Here is a 19,883-nt window from a genome sequence, read left to right on the forward strand (position 1 = left end):
TTAAACTGAAGTACGAACTTAACAACGACTCTGGCAATTGATCAATTATCTAGCTCAAATAAATCAAGCTAGCAAACTGCTTTCCCGGCAAATCCTAGTATCGTATCGTGTCATAAAAACTGCTAAAGTTTTGAGATGGGGCAAATAAAAGCAGTTTTATGCGGCTATTACGGCAAAGGCAATGGCGGGGATGAAGCATTGCTAGCTTCACTCCTGCAAATGCTACCAGAGTCCGTGACACCTCTGGTGCTTTCTGGCAACCCTGCCCAGACGAGGAAGCGTTACACTGTTCAAAGTGGCGATCGCATGTCTGCCTTACGAGTCCTCAAAGCAATGCGCCACTCCGATGTCTTCATCTGGGGCGGCGGTAGTTTAATCCAAGACGCTACCAGCGCCCGTAGCCCACTCTACTACAGCGGCTTAATGGGGTTGGCACAGCAGTTGGGTCTAAAAACTATTGCTTGGGCACAGGGTGTAGGCCCCTTAAAGCGTCCTCTAACTCGCTGGTTAGCACGGCAGTCTTTCACCAGTTGTACAGCAGTCAGTGTACGCGATCAGGGTTCAGCAGCAATTTTAGGTAATTGGCAAATTCCCTTTACTCTGGCTCCTGATCCAGTTTGGGCATTAGACTCTCTACCCGTTAAAGGATTGTGGGATTTACCAGCACCAAGAGTAGCCGTTACCTTGCGATCGCACTCTAGCCTAACTCCAATTCGCCTTGGTAACCTCACCCGTGCTCTAGTTGACTTTCAAAAAGCTACTGGAACCTGTATCTTACTAGTACCCTTTCAGGCATCTCAAGACCTGAGGATTGCCGAGTCAATCAGCTCCCAGCTTACTGGTCCCCATCAGATTTTCCTTCTAGAAGATCCTAGAGAACTTAAAGGATTATTTCGGGGCGTCGAGATGGCAATTGGGATGCGCTACCACAGTCTAATTATGGCAGCAGCGCAGGAATGCCGATGTTTTGCTCTCAGCTACGACCCCAAAGTTAGTAATCTGATGAGTGAACTCAATTTGCCTGGGTGGGATTTAGCACAACTGCCAGATGACCCGAATATTATCAGTCAAACCTGGCTAGAACACTATGTCAACGGTAATCCACTTACCGGCGATCAAGTTCAGTCCTTGGTAGACAGAGCGCTGATGCATCAGGAGTTGTTGAGAGAATTTGTCTCAAAATTGATCTAAGTTGCCACCAAGACAAGTCTGCTAGATTCTGTTTATAGGAAAATTTGTAGTCTGGCAGTTTTTGTGCATTACTTTGTTAAGGAGTTAGGGGTGAGGCGATGTTGACAGGCACGCCCAAGATTAATTCAGGGTTAAGGAGTTGACTCCAATTTTCTACTATGGACAATATCTCAAGCAAAGTATCTTACCCAAATTGCCGGGTACACCCTTATCCTTGGGGAGCATTTGCTTTGTCCTTACTTACCCGGTGTTGTGGATTTGTGACCCTCTGGATGAAGAGTAATGAGTGAAGCTGATACCCCAAACAACCAGCCTTTCCCTGAACCCACTGAATCAATAGATTACAGTGCGGCGGATGTGTCTGAGGTAGAAGAAACCTTACAAGAGGCACCGATATTTAGCCTATTAGAGCTACTGGGTTCCCAGGAAGATGACGACGATGGCGTTGAACAAGAATCTAGTCAAGAGCCGATAACGGAACCAGACACTGCGGTAACTCCCCTATCAGCCACGATAGAGGTAGGCGATGGTCTTAGCCAAGTACCCGATGCCTCTTCTCAAGAGCACTCCAAGGACGCTGATTGGTTTGCCTTGACTCAAAAAATGCGCCAGCGCAATCGTCGCTTGCTTGACCAATTAACTCAGCTCAAGCAAACGCTCAACGAGAAACAGGAAGCTTTACATTCGCAGCAGACGCGAACCCAAGAGCGCGAATCTCTACTGATTGAGCAAACTGAAGAACTGATTACGGTCAAAGACCAATTAACTCGCATGTTTCAGACGCTGGAGTCGTCTCACCAAGCCGCCCAGCGCCAGCAAATTTTGATTGAAACATTATCAGAACAGTTACAAAGTTCTCAGGAGAGGGTTGCTCAATTAGAGCGAGAATGTGCTCTTACTCAGGAGCGCTACAACGAGCAATCTCACCAACTGTTGCAGTCTGAAAATACCTGTCGAGAACTCAAAGCCCGTCTGCATCGACAGCAACGCCAAGCCTTGCAATTTAAAGTTGCCCTAGAAAAGTCGCTGGAAATGCCAGGTCCAAGTCATTTGAGTTCTCAACCACAGCCCCCTCTGAGAAGTGGCAACACCAAAAGTGCTCTTATGCCCAAAACTCAGCCCATCCAACCCTGGTCAGCCGAACCGGAGTTACCTGAAGATCCCCTGAAACTTGACAGCATCTGGTACGAGCCCACGGCCCGAGATCCTGACTCGGTAGACTCTTTTGCTACTCAAGAAGCTACTGAGATGAAAAACCCTAAAGAGTCTGATCATGCCATAACAGCAGACCCATCTGATCTCGCCCAGATATCCGCAGCAAGTACAGCCAGAGAGTTGGAACTAGAAAAGCAGTTACTTGCTGAAATGAACTCGCTAGCAGAAGCGTCTGGTTTGTCGGAGTTTCCCTCAGATTTAACAGATGATCTTGATGGGACACCATCGCCAGAGAGACAATTAGATGAGTCTAACGAGCCAGCAACCTTTGGAGATGATACCGAGGAAAGTGCGTCGTGGTCAGAGAATGCTAATCTCGGTTCCGAGCCTCTAGATCAAAGCCAAGAATCTTGGAGAGAAGCCCTCAATAGTGAGTCGTCGGAAATCCCAGAAGTCCTTCTACCCCAGTCCAACTGGCCTTCACCAGTACTCTACCCTCTACGTCCTCCTAAAAAGCGTCAATCATTGTCGGCAATTGAATTACCTAGTTTTCCTCGTTCCCAGTCTTTTTGAGGTCTTAAAGAACCAGGAGCAAGAGTTTTTGCTGCTCTCTCATGACTACTGCTCAACTTGGTTGACGAGGATCATGCTGATTAACCAGTAATTAACCAAAGACAAGACTAACTTAATCGATTATTGATTGATAGAAGAAAGTAAATTTATCTGCAAAAAAGTATCAACAATTACCGTCAGAGTTTCTTAAAGAGTAGTTATTTCTTCTGATAGATGGTTTGCTCAAATCTCTACTGATATTCTCAAGTAGTGATCAGAAGACTGTGCTGCTAATTAGCTTTAAGGAAGGAAAAAAATAAAATGGGTATCCTTGCTTGGATTGTTTTAGGAATAATTGCTGGTGCGATCGCCAAGGCGATCTACCCAGGTTCTCAGGGTGGCGGGATTTTAGTGACAATGGTACTGGGGATTATCGGGGCTTTAGTGGGCGGCTTTTTGGGCAGTGCTCTGTTGGGGATATCATTTACCGGATTTAATATCCAAGGCTTTCTCGTGGCAATTGTGGGTGCAATTGTTGTACTGTTCTTATACGGTTTAGCTACAGGTAGATCCTAAAGTTCTAGATAAAACAGCAGTTAATGGGCAAAGACCCAAGTGGGCGATACTATCGCCCAGTTTTCTAAGGTAAAAGCATCAAAACTACCAACTAATCAAATGCTTTGCCTTAGCCAGAGTGTCGCACTAGCTGATCGTTTTTAACTCCTATTCCTTTACTGCTCACTTTCTCTGGACGCCCCATACCAGCATTGAGGGCATAACTTTGAGCTAATAACCTTAGCCAAAGAGCAGGATAGTGGCTCTCAAGTAAAGGCTTGAGACGCTTTAAAATACCAGGCAACCAACCCCCCAGCAACCAACTTAATAAAGCATTACCAGTAAAACTTAAATAACTGCCTAGCCAACGCAACAAATCTTTAGAACCAGCCATTTCCCAAATCCAAGGAATAATCGCAGGGTTTCGTCTAGCTGCCTTCAAAGCCAATCGGTTAAAGGTTAGCCAACCTACTCGGTCTTTAATAAAAGTATCTGCCACCATTACTGGTTCATCAGCTAAAAGACCAAAAAAGGTATTAAGCATTGAGTTGATTTGTTGGGGAGGTAGATAATGATTGGTCGGCACCATCATTCCCTTAGAAAATAGCCAAGTAACGGAAACATTGCTTTGGTAGGCACGAATCTGGTTTAAATCCTGAACACTCAACAGGTTATGCCGCAGTGCTGTATCTAAAAGGTCAGTTAAGCGATAGAGGTTACGGACGAGGGATCCAAAACCAGTAAAGACGAGGGGAGACTGGAGAGAGGCAGCATCCCCGATGGAAATGAGTCGGTCATAAGCCACAGTGCGATCGCGACTTCCTACACTAAAGTGACCGGGAATATAACCAAAAGTCGGCTTCTTCCAAACTAACTTTTCCAGGTCGCAACGACGGTACTCTGGCAAAATCTGGAAAAAATCTTCGTACATCTCCAGCAAAGAGCCAGGATTTTCAACATTTACTTCATGATAGTGGAATAAATAGATAGTAAGCTCTTCTCCAGCGCCGGGAAATAACTCCCAAATCAGCTGACGTCCCCGTGAGATGTCCCCGTGACTATTAAGAACATCACCGTAATTTGAATCCCATACTCCCGACTCAAATCCTTTGGCAATTACGGCCCCCACTGTTGGACAAACACTGTCAAAAGCGCGACTCCCGTTGAGTTGTAAGGCAATTGGTGAAGTACTGCCCATCGCATCTACTAAAAGACGCCCGTTAGCTTGTCGAGGTGATTTTGTTGGCAGATGTTGCAGAGTAACCTTAACTTGTTCTGGTTCCACATCTGCTTGAATAAATTCTGTTTCGTCCCAGATTTCTCCACCTGCTTTTTTAAGTTTTTCACCGCAAAGTTGTAGCAGTTTTTCTGAATCTATGGCTACGTTGAGCACTGTCGGCGTGTGTAATACTGCTGCTTTCAGGTGAGGCGGGTTGTTGCCATCAAAGAATTTATTGAAGCCATCAATATATTCCCTGGCAATCATACTTTCAAACTCTGTTGTTGTGAATAAGCCTAAATCAATCAGGCTTTGGAACTCGTCTCGTGAAATGTTCCACTCCCGATTCATCCGCCCAAAGGGTAGCCTTTCAATCAGCAGTACCCGGTAGCCCAACTGTGCCATAACGGCTGCATGGATAACACCCAAAGCCCCACCAATATAGATCAGGTCGTAAGTAGGAGTTGCAGGTGGCAGCTTGTCTTTTGAGTTTTGAGTCTTGAGACTTTCCTTATTCGACTTCTTAAACAAGACCTGCTTTGGCTGCTGGGGGTTACGGACACCCTCACGCCAACGCTTTTCCCACCAGTAGACGCGGTTTAAATCGTACTCCCCTTGAGGCATTTTTTTGAAGAAATGTACAGTCTGTGGATAGTAGGGAGCTAGTGCCTCAAAAATCGATTGCTCAGACAAATCAACAACTGGTGGTTCGGGGTAATTGAGAGGAAATTCACAGCGCAGACGATTCTTAAGATGTTCTAAAACTTGCTTCTCACCAGTGAGAGACTTGTCAGACCAACGAAAGGCTTTAAGATACGTAGTTCGCTGCACTGACCAGACAAAAATGGAAATTTCCGGAATCAGTGAGGCACTTGCTGTAAGTTGATTGCTGGGTATCGCACTCTCAAATTGCAAACGGATACCGTTAGGGGTGATAATTTTCTTCCCTAGCTGATTGTTCCACTGCTGTTGCAGCCAAGTGCGGACAGCATCTGTATCTGGCGTGGGTACTTCTACGTACAAAATTTCTTTCATCTGAGTGCTCTGATTCTGTTAATCAACTACGGAGGAAGACGGAGGTAACCATGGCTCAAAATACGCTAAACTTCCGGTACTGACACATTTAAGATTAGTTGCAAATCTTTACAATCATTTTAATTTTTATTAAGTCTATGGGTACGGTTGTTAACTAGCCATGAATTATCCCATCCCAGCTAACTCTCAAGAAATTGTCGCTCTGCGTCAAGAACCTGTCGATGAAGAAGTAGTAGTGGCAGCGATCGCAGGTGTCATTCAGTTGGCACGTTCTCAAGGCAAATCCTTAGAAGACTTAACTGCTGAAGTGCTAGCGGAAGATAGTTTACTCGATTCCTCACAAAGAAGGTGGCTTAGTGAACTGGTTGCCCAAGCCTGGACAAGTTTGCCAGTAATGGGAATATGCCACCACACTCAATTCATCAGCTAGAGCAACTAGGTGTAATTTTCCGTCTCGAAGAAGTAGTTCGGACGGAGAAACCGAAAAAAAACAGCATTAGCTAAAGCTACCTTCTGATCTGTTACAGATTGGGCAGGGCTTACCATAGAGTCAATCCACCTGTTGTTGTCTGTTGTGAGCTACTGCCCTAATCTCAATTGCTCTAATCCCTACAACCCTGACAGCAGCAAGTTTTGCCAAAGTTGCGGCACAAAACTTTTGTTGGCAGAGCAATACCGTATTCTCAAGCTCATTGGTGCAGGGGGTTTTGGCAGAACTCTTTTAGCAGAAGACGAATACCAGTCTTCTGAATCCCAGTGCGTCATTAAGCAGTTTTACTATCAAGGGCAAAACCAACTTAAGAAGGCTGTTCAACTATTTCGCCAAGAAGCAGCGCGCTTAGAGAAACTGGGCGAACACCCTCAAATCCCCGAATTATTAGACTATTTTGAGCAAGATAATAACCTATACATTGTACAAGAATTCGTCAATGGAGAGAATCTAGCCCAAGAGCTAGCCACCACAGGAGCTTTCCCTGAAACCCAAATTCGCAGCCTCTTGAGTGATTTATTGCCAGTGCTGCAATTTATTCACCAAGCTCAGATCATTCATCGAGACATCAAGCCAGAAAATATCATCCGTCGCTACACAGACGACAAACTAGTGCTGGTAGATTTTGGTGCTGCTAAGTACGCCACAGCCACAACTTTAGCCAAAACCGGAACAACTATTGGCTCAGCAGGTTACGCAGCCCCCGAACAGGCTTTTGGCAAAGCTGTATTTGCTAGTGATATCTACAGTTTGGGCGTTACCTGCATTCATCTTTTGACCCAAACAGAACCCTTTGATCTCTATGACGTGATCGAGAGTAATTTTGCGTGGCGGGATTACTTGCACAACAATCCGGTAAGTGAGCAACTAGCTGCAATCTTGGACAAAATGATTCAGAGTACTGTTAAGCAGCGCTATCAATCTGTCACAGAAGTACTCCAAGCCTGGGAAAGGCTCAAGGATAGTAAGGTTACCTCACCTAAATCTCATACACCACTGCCAAGAACAGCACAGACTGCTAGCTCTAGAATTACCTCTGTTAGAGTCAGCCTGACTGCTACTCTTTACGGACATTCAGATGGGATTTTTTCCGTTGCTTTTAGCCCTAATAGCAGAATGCTTGCTAGCGGCAGTAGAGACAAAACTGTCAAACTTTGGCAACTAAAAACAGCTTGGGAAATTTGTACTCTGGGCGGTTGGTTATCGAAGCATTCCGGTTGGGTTCGTTGCGTTGCTTTTAGCTCCACGGGTAAGACTGTCATTAGTGGCAGTAACGACGGTACGATCAAGCTGTGGAATGTTCGTACTGGAAAAAATATTTCTACCCTGACGGGACATGATGGTGAGGTTTATGCTGTTGCTGTTAGTCCCTATAGACAACTGCTAATTAGCGGCAGTAAAGACAAAACCGTCAAGTTGTGGGATGTTCTCAGCGAACAGGAGACTGGTAACTTCACAGGGCATGCTGGCGGAGTTTATGCTGTCGCCATTAGCTCAGACGAACAGCTTTTAGCTAGTGGCAGTGATGACTACAGCATCAAGTTGTGGCATGTTAACACCAAGCAGGAGATTGATTACTTAACTGGACATGACGGTGAAGTTTATGCTGTTGCTTTTAGTCCCGACGGAGAACTCCTGGCTAGTGGCAGTGAAGACAAGACAATCAAACTCTGGAGTGTACGTACTGGTAAAGAAATTTATTCCCTAACAGGACATACCGGTGCAGTTTATACTGTCGCTTTTAGTCCCGATGGTCAATTCCTTGCCAGTGGCAGTGAGGACGAAACTATCAGACTCTGGAATCTCAGTAATGGGCTTGAGTTATCTACTATTCAAGAACACTCAAGCCTGGTTTATGCGATCGCTTTTAGCCCGGATGGACGACTTCTCGCTAGTGGCAGTCAAGACAGCACGATTAAAATTTGGCGTATCAATACAAAAAAGTAGCAAACGACATTCTAATGTCGGCGTTCAGGAGTTCAGGAGTTCAGGAGTTCATATGAAATTGAAATAAGGACACTACAAATCAATTCAATCCCCCTTTAACCCCCTCATCACCTCATCTGTAGCGAACATTCAGGTATCTCATCTCAACCGATCAATCCTTGTGCAGGGGGTTTGGGGGAGGCACTCGTCCCCCAATGGGGGGTTTGGGGGGAAGCCCCCCAAGCAGGGTTTTTAACGACAAACAAATATTTCCTACTTCAGTCAGTACCATTCAACTGTTAATAGGCGAACCAACTTGTAAGACTTGCACAGATTCGCCAACCGGGACAACAGTTTCGCCCACAGGCAAAACTGCAAGACCAGTAGTTTGCGCTAGGCTGATCAAATTGCCCGAATTGTGACCCCCACCAGCAAGCTGAAACTGATAAACACCAGCATTTAACTTTAGCTGACCCCAGAGATAAGTCTCCCGCTTGCCACCAGAGCGAAGTTCCTGACAAGTTTGTGCCTGTACAAAGGTTGGGCCCCAACTTTCTCTAGCTAAACCAGATAGCTTCAAAATTGCTGGTTGTACAAATCGCCAACAGGTAACCAGTGTTGCAGCCGGATTCCCTGGTAGACCAAAATACAACACACAGCGTTCTGAGGAAGAAGACAATGTTGCCATCGTTAAAGGTTTACCCGGTTTGACAGCAACAGAGCGCACCTGAAATTGGGCCCCCAGCGAGGTCAAAATTTGCTCCACATAGTCATAATCCCCCACAGAAACACCGCCAGTCGAGAGAACAACGTCTGCCGTAGCGATCGCTTGAGTGATCTTCTCCCTAAGTACGTCTGGCTGATCCGGTACAATGCCCAGGGGTACGGGTACTCCTCCCATTTGCGCCACAAAGGTAGCAAGGGCATACTGATTGGAATCTACAATCTGACCTGGTTGCAAAGGTTGGTCAGGTGTTACTAATTCATTGCCCGTGGAAATAATTGCTACTCGCGGACGGCGATAGACTCTCAGTTGGGTACACTGTGCCGCCGCTAAGACAGCGATTTCTGGAGCATTAAGAGTAATTCCCGGTTCTAGTAAGGGCATCCCAGCCTGGTAAAAAGAAGCCCGACGACGCACAAAGGCGTGAGGTTCTGGTGCCTCTAAAATTAATACACGGTTCTGCTCGCGTTGTGCTTGCTCTTGCATGATCACTGTATCAGCACCCTTTGGCAAACAAGCACCTGTGAAAATGCGAGCTGCCTGTCCTTGTTCAACTGTATGTTGAGGCTGATATCCCGCAGGAATTTCTTCAATAATTTCCAAAACCGCTGGCTGCTGGGCACTACAGGATTGGACATCGCAGTAGCGCACGGCATAGCCATCCATAGCTGAATTATCCCAGTGAGGAAAATCTAACTCACTCTTCACGGGATTAGCCAGAATACGACCAGTAGCGGCTGATAACTCGATCACTTCTGTGTCGAGTTTTTGATCTAGAGGCTGTACTGAATCCAGGATGATTGATTCTGCTTGTTTAACCGACTGCATGCTTGTTGAATTTAACCTAACCAGTACGATTGTTAGTTTATTGCTTGTTGGTTGTTAACACTCAAATTTTAGCTAAGTAAAACTAGTACTCTTATTTACAAATAAGGCAGCTTTGCTAGAGTTTTAGTTGCCTTTGAAACTTTTGATTTTTTTATAGCCTTTGAGTTCAATAATTTCTTCTGCCTCGTGCCTTCTGAATTCAAAGATAATAATTGCCTGCCTTTTTCTCTAGGTATGACCTAGACTGTAGGTATTACTTAAAATACTTAAAATTTAAGAACTATATAACCTGAAAGCCCCATTACTGCGGGATACCTCCTCCCTGAATCACTATGGGTTCAACAGAGGCGTACCTGTCATGTGAGGTAAAAATTAGCTTTTCCCTCAAATTCTCATGCCTATCGAACTAGTCGACAAACGTTTTCCCAAAGTACCCATTGAACGACGGGCTATTGCCTTCTTAATTGATTTTGTATTGGTTTGGCTCGTCAGCTCTCTTGTCCCAGGAAATGTGATAGCTCGCAGTTTTGTTTTTCTTCTCGTATGGCTGATTTGGCGAGTAGTTATTGTGGCCCAAAATCAGGGTCAGAGTCTAGGACGTTGGGCATTGGATCTGAAAGTGATTGATGCCGAGTTCAGCAAAATTCCCCAGTTATTGACACTAACCAAACGAGAAGCAATTACGGGGTTTCTTGCTCTGTTAGCAACATTCGGTCTTACCATTGGTTTAGCTAATGGTATATCCTTACTGCTACTGTGTGCTCCTCTTATGGTAGATTGGGGAGCCGTCATGAGCGATACCGAGCATCGACAAGCTTTTCACGACAAAATTGCAGCAACTCTGATTGTGCAGACTCGTCGAGGTTTTTCTTTAGACCTAAAAGTGAAAAAAGTGCTTGCACAACTCCAGTCTCGTGTGAGACGATAGTAAATTGTGTCTTAATTTTGTTAAAATTTGACTTTCTAGAAATAAAACTATGGCAAGCAAGAAAGGTGTCCGCATTATTATCACCTTGGAATGCACCGAGTGCCGCAGTAACCCCGACAAGCGAACGCCCGGAGTTTCTCGCTACACGAGCATGAAGAATCGTCGTAACACAACGGCACGTCTAGAACTCAAGAAATTCTGCCGCCACTGTAACAAGCATACAGTTCACAAAGAAATCAAGTAAATTGATCTAAGAGTGTTCTAACCTTTAGGGCTGAGAGTTAGCAGGTTGAGTTAAGCTTCAACCTCCGAGATTCTTTAACCCAGGGGTGTTGTAACCCAGTTGCTAACAAAGTTTCAGCTAGTATTTATTGATTTCTAGGCGCAGCCTAATTAGATAGGTGTAACCCGCCTCCTGCAAAAATAACCTTCAACTGCTCATGACTTACTTTCGTAAACGCCTTTCCCCCATCAAGCCGGAAGATCCTATCGACTACAAAGATGTCGAACTATTGCGTAAGTTCGTTACTGAACGCGGTAAGATTCTGCCACGCCGCATTACTGGCCTAACAGCCCAACAACAACGAGACTTAACTACAGCAATTAAGCGAGCACGCTTTTTGGCTTTGCTGCCTTTCGTTAATAAAGAAGGATAAACAAAAATTATCAAATCTTAGCCACCCATGCTGTAGGCGAGAACCAAGCTAACGGGTGAGCGTTGTCATGAGTTGTGGGTCTTGGGAACCAGGACTCATACGCTCTGCCTTTTTTGTAAGACAAAAGAAGGTACGCAGTATACGGAGTATATAAAGTTGCTCATTAGTGGGATGATAATCTGACTCCTGACTTGGGCATCGCGCCACTAGCGGATAGACTGGGAGTAAGTTATTGGATTAAGGCTACTGGGGTTAGCAAAACTTGTGGAAAAGGGAACACTGATCGAATTTCGCCTGCACGGAGAGCGCCGTCTTGCTACCGCAGAGCGCCCAGAGGGCAAAAAGCTCTGGATTGTTGTAGACGAACGAACTCAAACTCACAAGCTTAGGCCCCAGGACGTAACCTACCGAGTAGAGGGTTGCAGCTTCGCCCCATCGGATATACCCAATTTTCTCCAAGAAGTACAACCTTATCTAGACCCTTCAAGCCTGGAAGTAGCCTGGGAAATACTAGTAGAGGAAGGGGAAGCAGTAAGCTGCGCAGCAATGGCGCAGCTATTATTTTCTGACCAGAGTCCGCCTTTGTGTTACGCCGCCCACTGCTTATTATCTGAAGACAAGATTTACTTCAAACAAAAAGCAGACTTATATGAACCCCGTCCTGCTGGTGTAGTTGCTGAGATGAAGCATCAAATACTCGCAGCGCAAGCCAAGCAACGGGAACAAGAAGAATTTTTGACGCGTGTGAAACAGAAAGTCGCGGGTGAAGCGGTGGAGTGGCAAGAGAGTGACCGCCCTCGCCTCGACGGCTTAGAAAGATTCGTTCTCTATCCAGAAAACGTCCCTCGTATTGCCCAAGAAACTCTAGCAGCCGTAGAACGCACTCAAACTTCTCAAAGTGCTTTCGATTTGCTGGTGGATATGGGTTGCTGGAGTCCTCACGAGAACTTGTTTTTGCGGCGTAGTCAAATCCCTGTTAACTTTCGTCGCGAGGTACTTGAATTGGCACGGCAATACCTGGATTCTCCGCCTCCCGATCAGGATCCAGATCGTCTGGATTTAACAAAGCTCAAAGTCTACACCATTGACGACGAAAGTACTCAAGAAATCGACGATGGCTTGAGCCTAGAAATCCTTAGTGATGGGATTCAACGCCTCTGGATTCATATTGCTGATCCAACGCACTTACTACTGCCAGGAGATGAACTTGACCTAGAAGCAAGGCGACGCAGCACCACTTTATATCTGCCAACGGGAATGATTCCCATGTTTCCGCCAGCACTGGCGACGGGTCCAATGAGTTTGGTTCAGGGTCAAGTCTGTCGGGCTCTCAGTTTTGGCGTCATTTTAGATGAAACTGGCAAAATTGAGGACTACAGTATCCATGCCAGCTTGATCAAACCAACTTATCGGTTGACTTACGAAGACGTTGATGAGATGTTGCAGCTAGGGATACAGGCAGAACCAGAAATTGCTGCCCTCGCTAGTTGGGCCCAGCGCAGACAAGAGTGGCGTAAGTCCCAGGGAGCAATCAGCATCCATATGCCAGAGTCAGTGATTAAAGTCCGCAACGATGAAGAAATCATCATTGACGTTTTAGAAGATTCGCAAGCGCGGCAACTGGTTGCAGAAATGATGATACTGACCGGTGAAGTAGCAGGACGCTATGGTCAAGCACATCAAATTCCCCTACCCTTTCGAGGGCAACCACAGCCGGAATTACCCTCCGAAGAAGAGCTACTGCAACTGCCCCCTGGTCCCGTCCGAGCCTGTGCAGTACGTCGTTGTATGCCCCGCAGCGAAATGAGCATTTCACCGGCGCGGCACGCTAGTCTGGGTCTAGAAACTTATACTCAGGCTACTTCTCCCATCCGTCGCTATACTGACTTGCTGACTCATTTTCAAATCAAAGCGCATCTGCGCGGAGATCCCTTGCCGTTTGAGGCTCAACGCCTACAAGAAACAATGCAGAGTGTCACGACTACGGCTTACGAAGCAACCTTAGTAGAACGTCAAACAAATCGTTATTGGGCATTAGAGTACCTGCGTCGTTGTCCTGAGCAAGTTTGGCAAGCATTGGTGCTGCGTTGGCTGCGAGAACACGATAATTTAGGACTAATTCTCTTAGAAGAATTAGGAATGGAGTTGGTAATGCGCTTCCAACGTTCCGTATCTTTAGGGGAACACCTCAGAGTACTAGTAAGCCACGCTGACCCTCGCCAGGATACTATTCACTTTAAAGAACTAGTAACCCAAGAAGTTCAGGTAGCCACGACATAACTTCTATCTCACCATCTTCGTCGCTCAGAGAAGCCTCTATATACTTTAAGCATACCGTCTTCCTTGAAGGAGACGGTATACTTTTGCCTAGTCTGGCACTTCACCCCAATAAGGACTTAACTACTGATTAGGAATTTCCGTCATTCTGAGTGATAGCGACGTAAGAAGCGTCAGAATCTCAAACCTTTGTCATAGCCTTTCGATGCCTAAGTCCTACCTAAGAAAAACAGCTACAAAGGGGGGACTAAAGCAAAATTTTGTATTATGAGCTGTTAATCTTACAACTTATTTAGAATAGATTTAAATTGAAACTTTGATAGCAATTAAAAAAAAAATGCATCTATTGAAAAGCTTTTTAAATTTAAATTAGTACAACTTAAAATTGCTATATTTGCTCTAAAGTTCGGTAACTTAACCCTAGTTTTACACTGACAACTTAAAAAATGATCTATTGGGTGGCACAACTCCTTTGAGACTCCAGGTCGAAAAATCTTCCCCTTTATATCTTTCAAGCTATATCTTCTCCAACAGGATAGTTTTGTCTTTAAATAGGCTGTGAAAATAGCGAGCAAGCTTTGACACTTTACACCGTACGACCAAACCGCCCCGTAACTGATGACATTGTTCAGTTTTAGTAGATCAGCCATGACTTTTAGACTCGCTAACTAACTAGCTTGTATCAACCTTAAAGGGATGAGAGCAACTAACCAAGCAGCAACACCTAACCGCCCCATTTCTCAAAGAAATGAACCTACCTCTGCACCGCCCTTAAGGTCAGCTATTTAGGGCTGTACGATGACGGGTGTTCCTATGGCAACTTTTTCAAATAAAGCCCGGACATCCTTATTGAGCATCCGGATGCAGCCATGAGAAACGGCTTGTCCTACCAGTTGCTCAGCAGTTGTGCCATGAAAGCCAATATAATTTTCCCCATCCGTCCAAAAGCCAATCCAGCGGTCTCCGAGAGGGTTATTCGGGCCAGGAGGCACTACTTCACCTGTCCAGGGATGTTCCCAGGCTGGATCGCGCAGCATTTGCAAAACCTGAAAAGCGCCTACTGGTGTTTCCCAGCCGTCTTTACCGACGGCAATAGGGTAACTTGCTAATGGCAGATCACCTCTATAGGTATAAACACGACGCTCACTCAATTTGATCACTAGACGACTAACTTGAGTAGTTTCGGCTGGCGATTCTTCCTCCTGAGGACTCATTCTGTCCTGGTTTTCAATGGGAGGAAATTCCGGTATCTCAACACCAGGAAATTCCGGTATCTCAACACCAGGAAATTTAATTTTAGGGAACACCCCACTGGGAGACGTTGCTTGAATATTCGCTGCCTCGGAAGCAGATACTTGTCGTTGTTCAATAAGCAGGGGAATTACTGTAGTTAAGCTAAGCAGCATCAAGCTACGAAATAGCGATTTACCTGTTACCATTCTTGTTATTTTTAAGTTCTAACAAGTTTCTAGCATTACTTATGTCTAATTGAGAAGTGACTTTAGCAAAAACTTCTGCCATGATGATGGTTAGCTGAAGTAAAAATTAAGATCATGATGCAGATTAAGAACTTCAATATATTGACAGGCACGACACTATCACTGTTGCTTTGTGCAGCAGCTATAGCACCTGCAAATGCCAATTCAATTAATGCTCAAGCCTCAGACCAACTATTGGCACAGAATAATGATGATATGCAAAATTACCGGAGAGGCACCGTCAAGAGTATCGCTGGCAACTTGGTAACAGTTGGGCTGGATGACGGTGACACTGAAACTTTTTGGGTCCCACACATGGAACTAGGTCAGTTGAATCTCAGAGGAGGCACTCCAGTTTACGTCTCTGATAAGCGGATAGTGCGTGTGGTGCGTCCTGGTGATTTAGTGATTGTCGAGACTCCGACTAGTAGCGATCGCAGTGAGCGCATTGCGCAAGTATTCGAGGAACTCAAACGGAAGACAACTGAACAGAGAACTACTGTGATCTCCGAGCCAGTACCTAGTCCTGCTCCCGTCAGGCGTACAGTTACCACTCCTCGTCGAGTCCAAGAAGTAGAGGAACCAGTTAGAGCCCTTTGGTAAATTCCTCACCCCAAAGATGAGGAAAAGCCAAATTGTAAGGAAAACTCAACTGAAGTGCCACTGCTGCCCAACGGCAAATGGTTCCAGTGCTTAGTGATTGCTCGATTTAGTTCGGCAATCCCTGATTATCTTGATAACTAGTAAAATCTATCTAAAAACCTGCCAGAGTAGTTTGACCTTGGTAATGGGTCAAAGAAACCTAATCTTAACCTAGTTATAGTTAGCTGGAATCAATCCTGCAAGCTCAGCTCTCTAACCCGAAGGGTGAAACAGGCATCGCCCTGATCATTCCTCGACCGTAACTTCAATAGACATATTTGCCCCACTTAATCCCTATCGGAGTATTCCAGGGCAAATATGTCACTATAACTGTAGCTGATACTTGATCAAGATTACCGGCTACAGATGCCAAAAGACCAACACCCAGAGCAAATAGACCAGACTCAAACTCCCATCATCCTGCGACCTGGACAACAAAGTATGGCAGACTGGCAGGGTGGTCAGCTAGCAGTCTCTGCTGTACCGGGTGCCGGGAAATCTACGGGTATGGCAGTAGCAGCAGCTATGGCAATCGCACGCTACCAACTACACGGACGGCGTCAGTTGTTGGTAGTTACCTTCACTCGCTCAGCCGCTGCTAGTCTTAGAGTCAAAATTCGTAAAGATCTTAAAAAACTCCGAGCACCACAAAATAGCTTTGTTGTTTATACATTACATGGTTTAGCGCTCAACATTGCTAACCGTCATCCAGAACTCTCAGGTATAGATTTAAATAATCTAACAGTAGTGACTCCTAATCAGAGTCACCGCTTAATTCGTGCCTGCGTAGAACAGTGGATTGCCAATAATCCGCGCCGTTATTCTGCCTTGCTGGAAGGAATTAGCTTTGATGGGGAAGAAACCGAACGTCTGCGGCGGCAGTCAGTGTTGCGTACTGAAGTGTTACCAGAACTGGCTTACACGGTAATCCACGAAGCAAAAAGCTCTGGTCTACTACCTGAAGATTTGTGGGAAATCGCCGAACAAGCAAGGGAAACTTATGAAATTTTGGCGATCGCAGCTGGACTTTATCAACAGTACCAAAGTGTGGCACGCTCTCGCGATTTCATCGACTACGACGACATGATTCTGGCAGCACTGCGGGTGTTAGAAAATGCAGCTATTCGTCAGGTGTGGCAAAACCAATACTTTGCCGTCTTTGAAGATGAAGCTCAGGATTCGACGCCCCTACAATATAAGTTACTACAAACCCTTGCCACTGTACCTGCAAATTCCACTGCCCAAGAGCCGAAAATTGATCACGTCAATCGGCAACCTACTAACCTGGCAAAATCAGAGCTGAATTTAATCCGGGTTGGTGACCCCAATCAAGCGATTAACTCCACCTTTACCCCAGCTGACCCGATTTATTTCAATCAGTTTTGTGAAGAATGCAAAGCAGATGGGCATCTGGCAACAATGGAGCAAGCGGGTCGTAGTACTCAAATTATTATAGATGCTGCCAATTTTCTTTTAAGCTGGGTAAACCGCTCTCAGCTGACAGGTAACGAACCAGCTTTTCGCCTCCAAAATATTCGCCCGGTTGATGCTGGTGGTTCCCAAACTAATCCTCAAGCAGAAGGTCGGGGATTAGAAATTTACCATCCCCGCGACATTTACCAAACAGTGGAACTGATAGGAGAGCGTGTTGTTGAGTTATTTGACCGGAACCCCAAGCATCGAGCGGCAGTATTAGTAAGGGAGAATCGGCAAGGGAGCTTTGTTGCCCAACAACTAGAATTTCTCAAACACAAGCATGGCATTAAAATTTATGATGTCGCTGGGAGTTCTCGTCACTCCCATGTTCCAGAGGAAATCCTCAAACTACTGCAATTTCTCAAAAGACCTCATTCTCCCAATTACCTCAAAACCGCCCTCGAAGTCCTAGTGCAGCGGCAGTTAATTGCGACACAAGACCTCAATGCGATCGCAACTTCTCCAGAACAATTCCTCTACCCTAGCCCGCTTGATCCTCCTCAGATACCAAACGTGCTTCAAGCTGCTCAGTGCTGCCGCAATCTCCTGGGTGCTCGTTTAGAACTGCCCCACTATCAATTGATTTCTTTCCTGGCTCTGACCTTAAATTATGAACAGTCAGAACTAGCAACAGCCGATAAATTAGCAGAACGAGTGGTGAAGCAAACTTACGGTAACAGTTCTCTAGACACCACCCTAGAAGCACTTCAAGAAATCATCAGTTCAGAACGTTTTGAACCTGTCGACACTGAAGACGCGGATGCCCGTTATCTGGGTGCTGGTCAACTGACGATTATTACGATGCACAAAGCTAAGGGGTTGGACTGGGACTATGTATTTATTCCCTTTCTCCACGAAGACACTATCCCCGGTAGTCCTTGGGTGCCTACTGCTGCTCAGTTTTTGGGAGACTTTACCCTGGCAGAAGTAGCCAGGGCCCAAATTCGTGCTAGTCTTCATCAGCAACCCCTACTCACGGCACCAGAAGCTTGGGAACAAGCGGGAAACCTTAAGAGAGCCGAGGAATTTCGTCTATTGTACGTGGCAATGACACGGGCAAAACGCTTGCTATGGATGTCAGCAGCCGAGCAGGGGCCTTTCCGTTGGAATACCTTTAGTGGTCATCAGGCGGACAACTTACAACAGAAAAAGCCTACTCCAATTTTGCCAGCCTTACGGAGTCAGTTTCCGCAAGCTGTGGTGCCAATGTCTGCTGTATTAACACCACTTTCCTAATTAGGGGCGGGTGGTTATAGAAAAAACCAATATGCACAACATAATTTTGACCTACTCCTAGAACAAAATCAGTAGTTTGTTGGTGTTTATTCATTGATTAGCCCTTAAGCAGGTACAATGTTCTCTTTGTCGTTGTCCAGGCTAAGAAATTCATGGGTCGCGCGGAAAAAGTTGTTCTGGCATACTCAGGCGGAGTAGATACATCTGTATGTATCCCCTACCTCAAACAGGAGTGGGGAGTTAAGGAGGTGATCACTCTAGCAGCGGATCTGGGTCAAGGAGATGAATTAGAACCCATTCGAGAAAAAGCTTTGAAATCCGGTGCGGCACAATCCTTGGTTGCTGACGCCACCTTAAGCTTTGTTGAAGACTACGCCTTCCCAGCAATTCAGGCGAATGCACTGTATGAAAGTCGCTACCCTCTTTCAACTGCTCTTGCTCGTCCCCTGATTGCCAAGTTATTGGTTGAGGCGGCTCAAACCTACGGTGCGGATGCTGTGGCTCACGGCTGCACTGGTAAGGGAAATGACCAAGTACGTTTTGATGTGTCAATTATGGCACTAAACCCTGACTTAAAGGTGCTAGCACCAGCAAGGGAATGGGGTTTCAGTCGAGAGGAAACAATTGCCTATGGTGAGCGCTTTGGCATTCCTTCACCAGTTAAAAAGTCTTCTCCCTACAGTATCGACCGTAATTTACTGGGTCGTTCTATTGAGGCTGCTTCTTTGGAAGATCCTTCAGTAGAACCGCCAGAAGAAATTTATCTGATGACTAAAGCGATCGCGGATACTCCTAATCAGCCAGAATATGTAGAAATTGGCTTTGAACAGGGTATTCCCACCACGCTGAACGGCACAACTCTCGATCCGGTAGCACTGATTAGTCAACTCAACGAGTCAGCAGGGAACCATGGAGTTGGCAGGATTGACATGGTTGAGAACCGTGTGGTTGGCATTAAATCTAGGGAAATCTACGAAGCTCCTGCCCTTTTAGTTTTAATCCATGCCCATCGTGACTTGGAGAGTCTTACTTTAACCGCTGATGTTACCCAATACAAGCGTGGTATTGAAGATGCTTACAGTCAGATAGTTTACCAAGGGTTGTGGTACAGTCCTCTCAAACAGGCTTTAGATGCCTTCATCAAAAAAACCCAGGAGCGTGTATCGGGAACTGTGCGAGTTAAACTGTTTAAAGGCAACGCGATGATTGTCGGACGCCAATCAGAGAATTCTTTATATACCCCCGAACTAGCAACTTACACTTCAGAAGACCAATTTGACCACAAGGCAGCTGAAGGTTTTATTTACCTTTGGGGATTGCCAACTCGTGTCTGGTCACAGAAAAATAAAGGTTAGGGATAGAAGAGGTTCCTGATAATTTATTGGAGGTTTCTGAAGCGGTGACTAGTTAGACAAGAGAATTGCTATTGAAAATTCACTGTGTCTGGACTATCCTCTTGATTTGTCCATCTCTACTTCAGAAGCCTTTTATTCTCCTTATTTTTTAATTCCAGGC

Annotated in this window: 15 protein-coding genes; 12 read left to right on the forward strand and 3 right to left on the reverse strand. The window is 45.6% G+C overall.

Features of this window, described 5'->3' with window-relative positions; all coding sequences use genetic code 11:
• Positions 1-135: 135 nt before the first annotated feature.
• The 3 genes from csaB to ACT7WV_RS17020 all read left to right on the forward strand — a co-directional run bounded on the left by csaB (position 136) and on the right by ACT7WV_RS17020 (position 3,474).
• Positions 136-1,191 (forward strand): polysaccharide pyruvyl transferase CsaB, encoded by a 1,056-nt coding sequence (csaB, locus tag ACT7WV_RS17010; protein ID WP_445104014.1) that lies wholly within the window; start codon positions 136-138, stop codon positions 1,189-1,191.
• A gap of 282 nt (positions 1,192-1,473) precedes the next feature.
• Positions 1,474-2,919: a hypothetical protein gene (locus tag ACT7WV_RS17015; protein ID WP_445104015.1), complete on the forward strand. Its 1,446-nt coding sequence runs from the start codon at positions 1,474-1,476 to the stop codon at positions 2,917-2,919.
• A gap of 300 nt (positions 2,920-3,219) precedes the next feature.
• The gene (locus ACT7WV_RS17020; RefSeq protein WP_445104016.1) at positions 3,220-3,474 is read left to right on the forward strand and encodes a GlsB/YeaQ/YmgE family stress response membrane protein; all 255 of its coding nucleotides are present in this window, start codon (positions 3,220-3,222) and stop codon (positions 3,472-3,474) included.
• A gap of 109 nt (positions 3,475-3,583) precedes the next feature.
• Here ACT7WV_RS17020 and ACT7WV_RS17025 read toward each other — a convergent pair whose 3' ends face one another.
• Positions 3,584-5,707: an NAD(P)/FAD-dependent oxidoreductase gene (locus tag ACT7WV_RS17025; RefSeq protein WP_445104017.1), complete on the reverse strand. Its 2,124-nt coding sequence runs from the start codon at positions 5,705-5,707 to the stop codon at positions 3,584-3,586.
• Between the two features lie 160 nt (positions 5,708-5,867).
• Between ACT7WV_RS17025 and ACT7WV_RS17030 the strand changes: the two genes are divergently transcribed.
• Entirely contained in the window at positions 5,868-6,137 is a 270-nt protein-coding gene (locus ACT7WV_RS17030) for a hypothetical protein (RefSeq protein ID WP_445104018.1), read from the forward strand.
• 144 nt (positions 6,138-6,281) lie between these two features.
• A complete protein-coding gene (locus ACT7WV_RS17035) occupies positions 6,282-8,144 on the forward strand; it encodes a protein kinase domain-containing protein (RefSeq protein ID WP_445104019.1) in 1,863 nt (620 codons plus the stop codon).
• 271 nt (positions 8,145-8,415) lie between these two features.
• Here the strand turns inward: ACT7WV_RS17035 and ACT7WV_RS17040 are convergent, their stop codons facing one another.
• Entirely contained in the window at positions 8,416-9,675 is a 1,260-nt protein-coding gene (locus ACT7WV_RS17040) for a molybdopterin molybdotransferase MoeA (RefSeq protein ID WP_445104020.1), read from the reverse strand.
• 394 nt (positions 9,676-10,069) lie between these two features.
• Between ACT7WV_RS17040 and ACT7WV_RS17045 the strand changes: the two genes are divergently transcribed.
• The 4 genes from ACT7WV_RS17045 (at position 10,070) to ACT7WV_RS17060 (ending at position 13,539) form a co-directional block, all read left to right on the forward strand.
• Positions 10,070-10,603, forward strand: a complete 534-nt coding sequence (locus ACT7WV_RS17045; protein WP_445104021.1) for an RDD family protein — start codon at positions 10,070-10,072, stop codon at positions 10,601-10,603.
• Between the two features lie 49 nt (positions 10,604-10,652).
• Positions 10,653-10,847: a 50S ribosomal protein L33 gene (gene rpmG, locus ACT7WV_RS17050; RefSeq protein ID WP_445104022.1), complete on the forward strand. Its 195-nt coding sequence runs from the start codon at positions 10,653-10,655 to the stop codon at positions 10,845-10,847.
• Between the two features lie 196 nt (positions 10,848-11,043).
• Positions 11,044-11,259: a 30S ribosomal protein S18 gene (gene rpsR, locus ACT7WV_RS17055; RefSeq protein ID WP_445104023.1), complete on the forward strand. Its 216-nt coding sequence runs from the start codon at positions 11,044-11,046 to the stop codon at positions 11,257-11,259.
• A gap of 264 nt (positions 11,260-11,523) precedes the next feature.
• The gene (locus ACT7WV_RS17060) at positions 11,524-13,539 is read left to right on the forward strand and encodes a ribonuclease catalytic domain-containing protein (protein ID WP_445104024.1); all 2,016 of its coding nucleotides are present in this window, start codon (positions 11,524-11,526) and stop codon (positions 13,537-13,539) included.
• Positions 13,540-14,321: 782 nt separating this feature from the next.
• On the opposite strand, the gene ACT7WV_RS17065 is transcribed toward ACT7WV_RS17060, so the two are convergent.
• Complete coding sequence (locus ACT7WV_RS17065; RefSeq protein WP_445104025.1) at positions 14,322-14,975, reverse strand: L,D-transpeptidase; 654 nt, start codon at positions 14,973-14,975, stop codon at positions 14,322-14,324.
• A gap of 114 nt (positions 14,976-15,089) precedes the next feature.
• Here ACT7WV_RS17065 and ACT7WV_RS17070 point away from each other — a divergent pair, with 114 nt between their 5' ends.
• From ACT7WV_RS17070 to ACT7WV_RS17080, 3 genes are all read left to right on the forward strand, one after another.
• On the forward strand, positions 15,090-15,617 hold the full coding sequence (locus ACT7WV_RS17070) for a hypothetical protein (RefSeq protein ID WP_445104026.1): 528 nt from the start codon (positions 15,090-15,092) through the stop codon (positions 15,615-15,617).
• 405 nt (positions 15,618-16,022) lie between these two features.
• Positions 16,023-18,368 (forward strand): ATP-dependent helicase, encoded by a 2,346-nt coding sequence (locus ACT7WV_RS17075; RefSeq protein WP_445104027.1) that lies wholly within the window; start codon positions 16,023-16,025, stop codon positions 18,366-18,368.
• Positions 18,369-18,520: 152 nt separating this feature from the next.
• Positions 18,521-19,723: an argininosuccinate synthase gene (locus ACT7WV_RS17080; protein WP_445104028.1), complete on the forward strand. Its 1,203-nt coding sequence runs from the start codon at positions 18,521-18,523 to the stop codon at positions 19,721-19,723.
• The last annotated feature ends 160 nt before the right edge of the window (positions 19,724-19,883 follow it).

The organism is Symploca atlantica LB2515 (genome assembly GCF_052546295.1).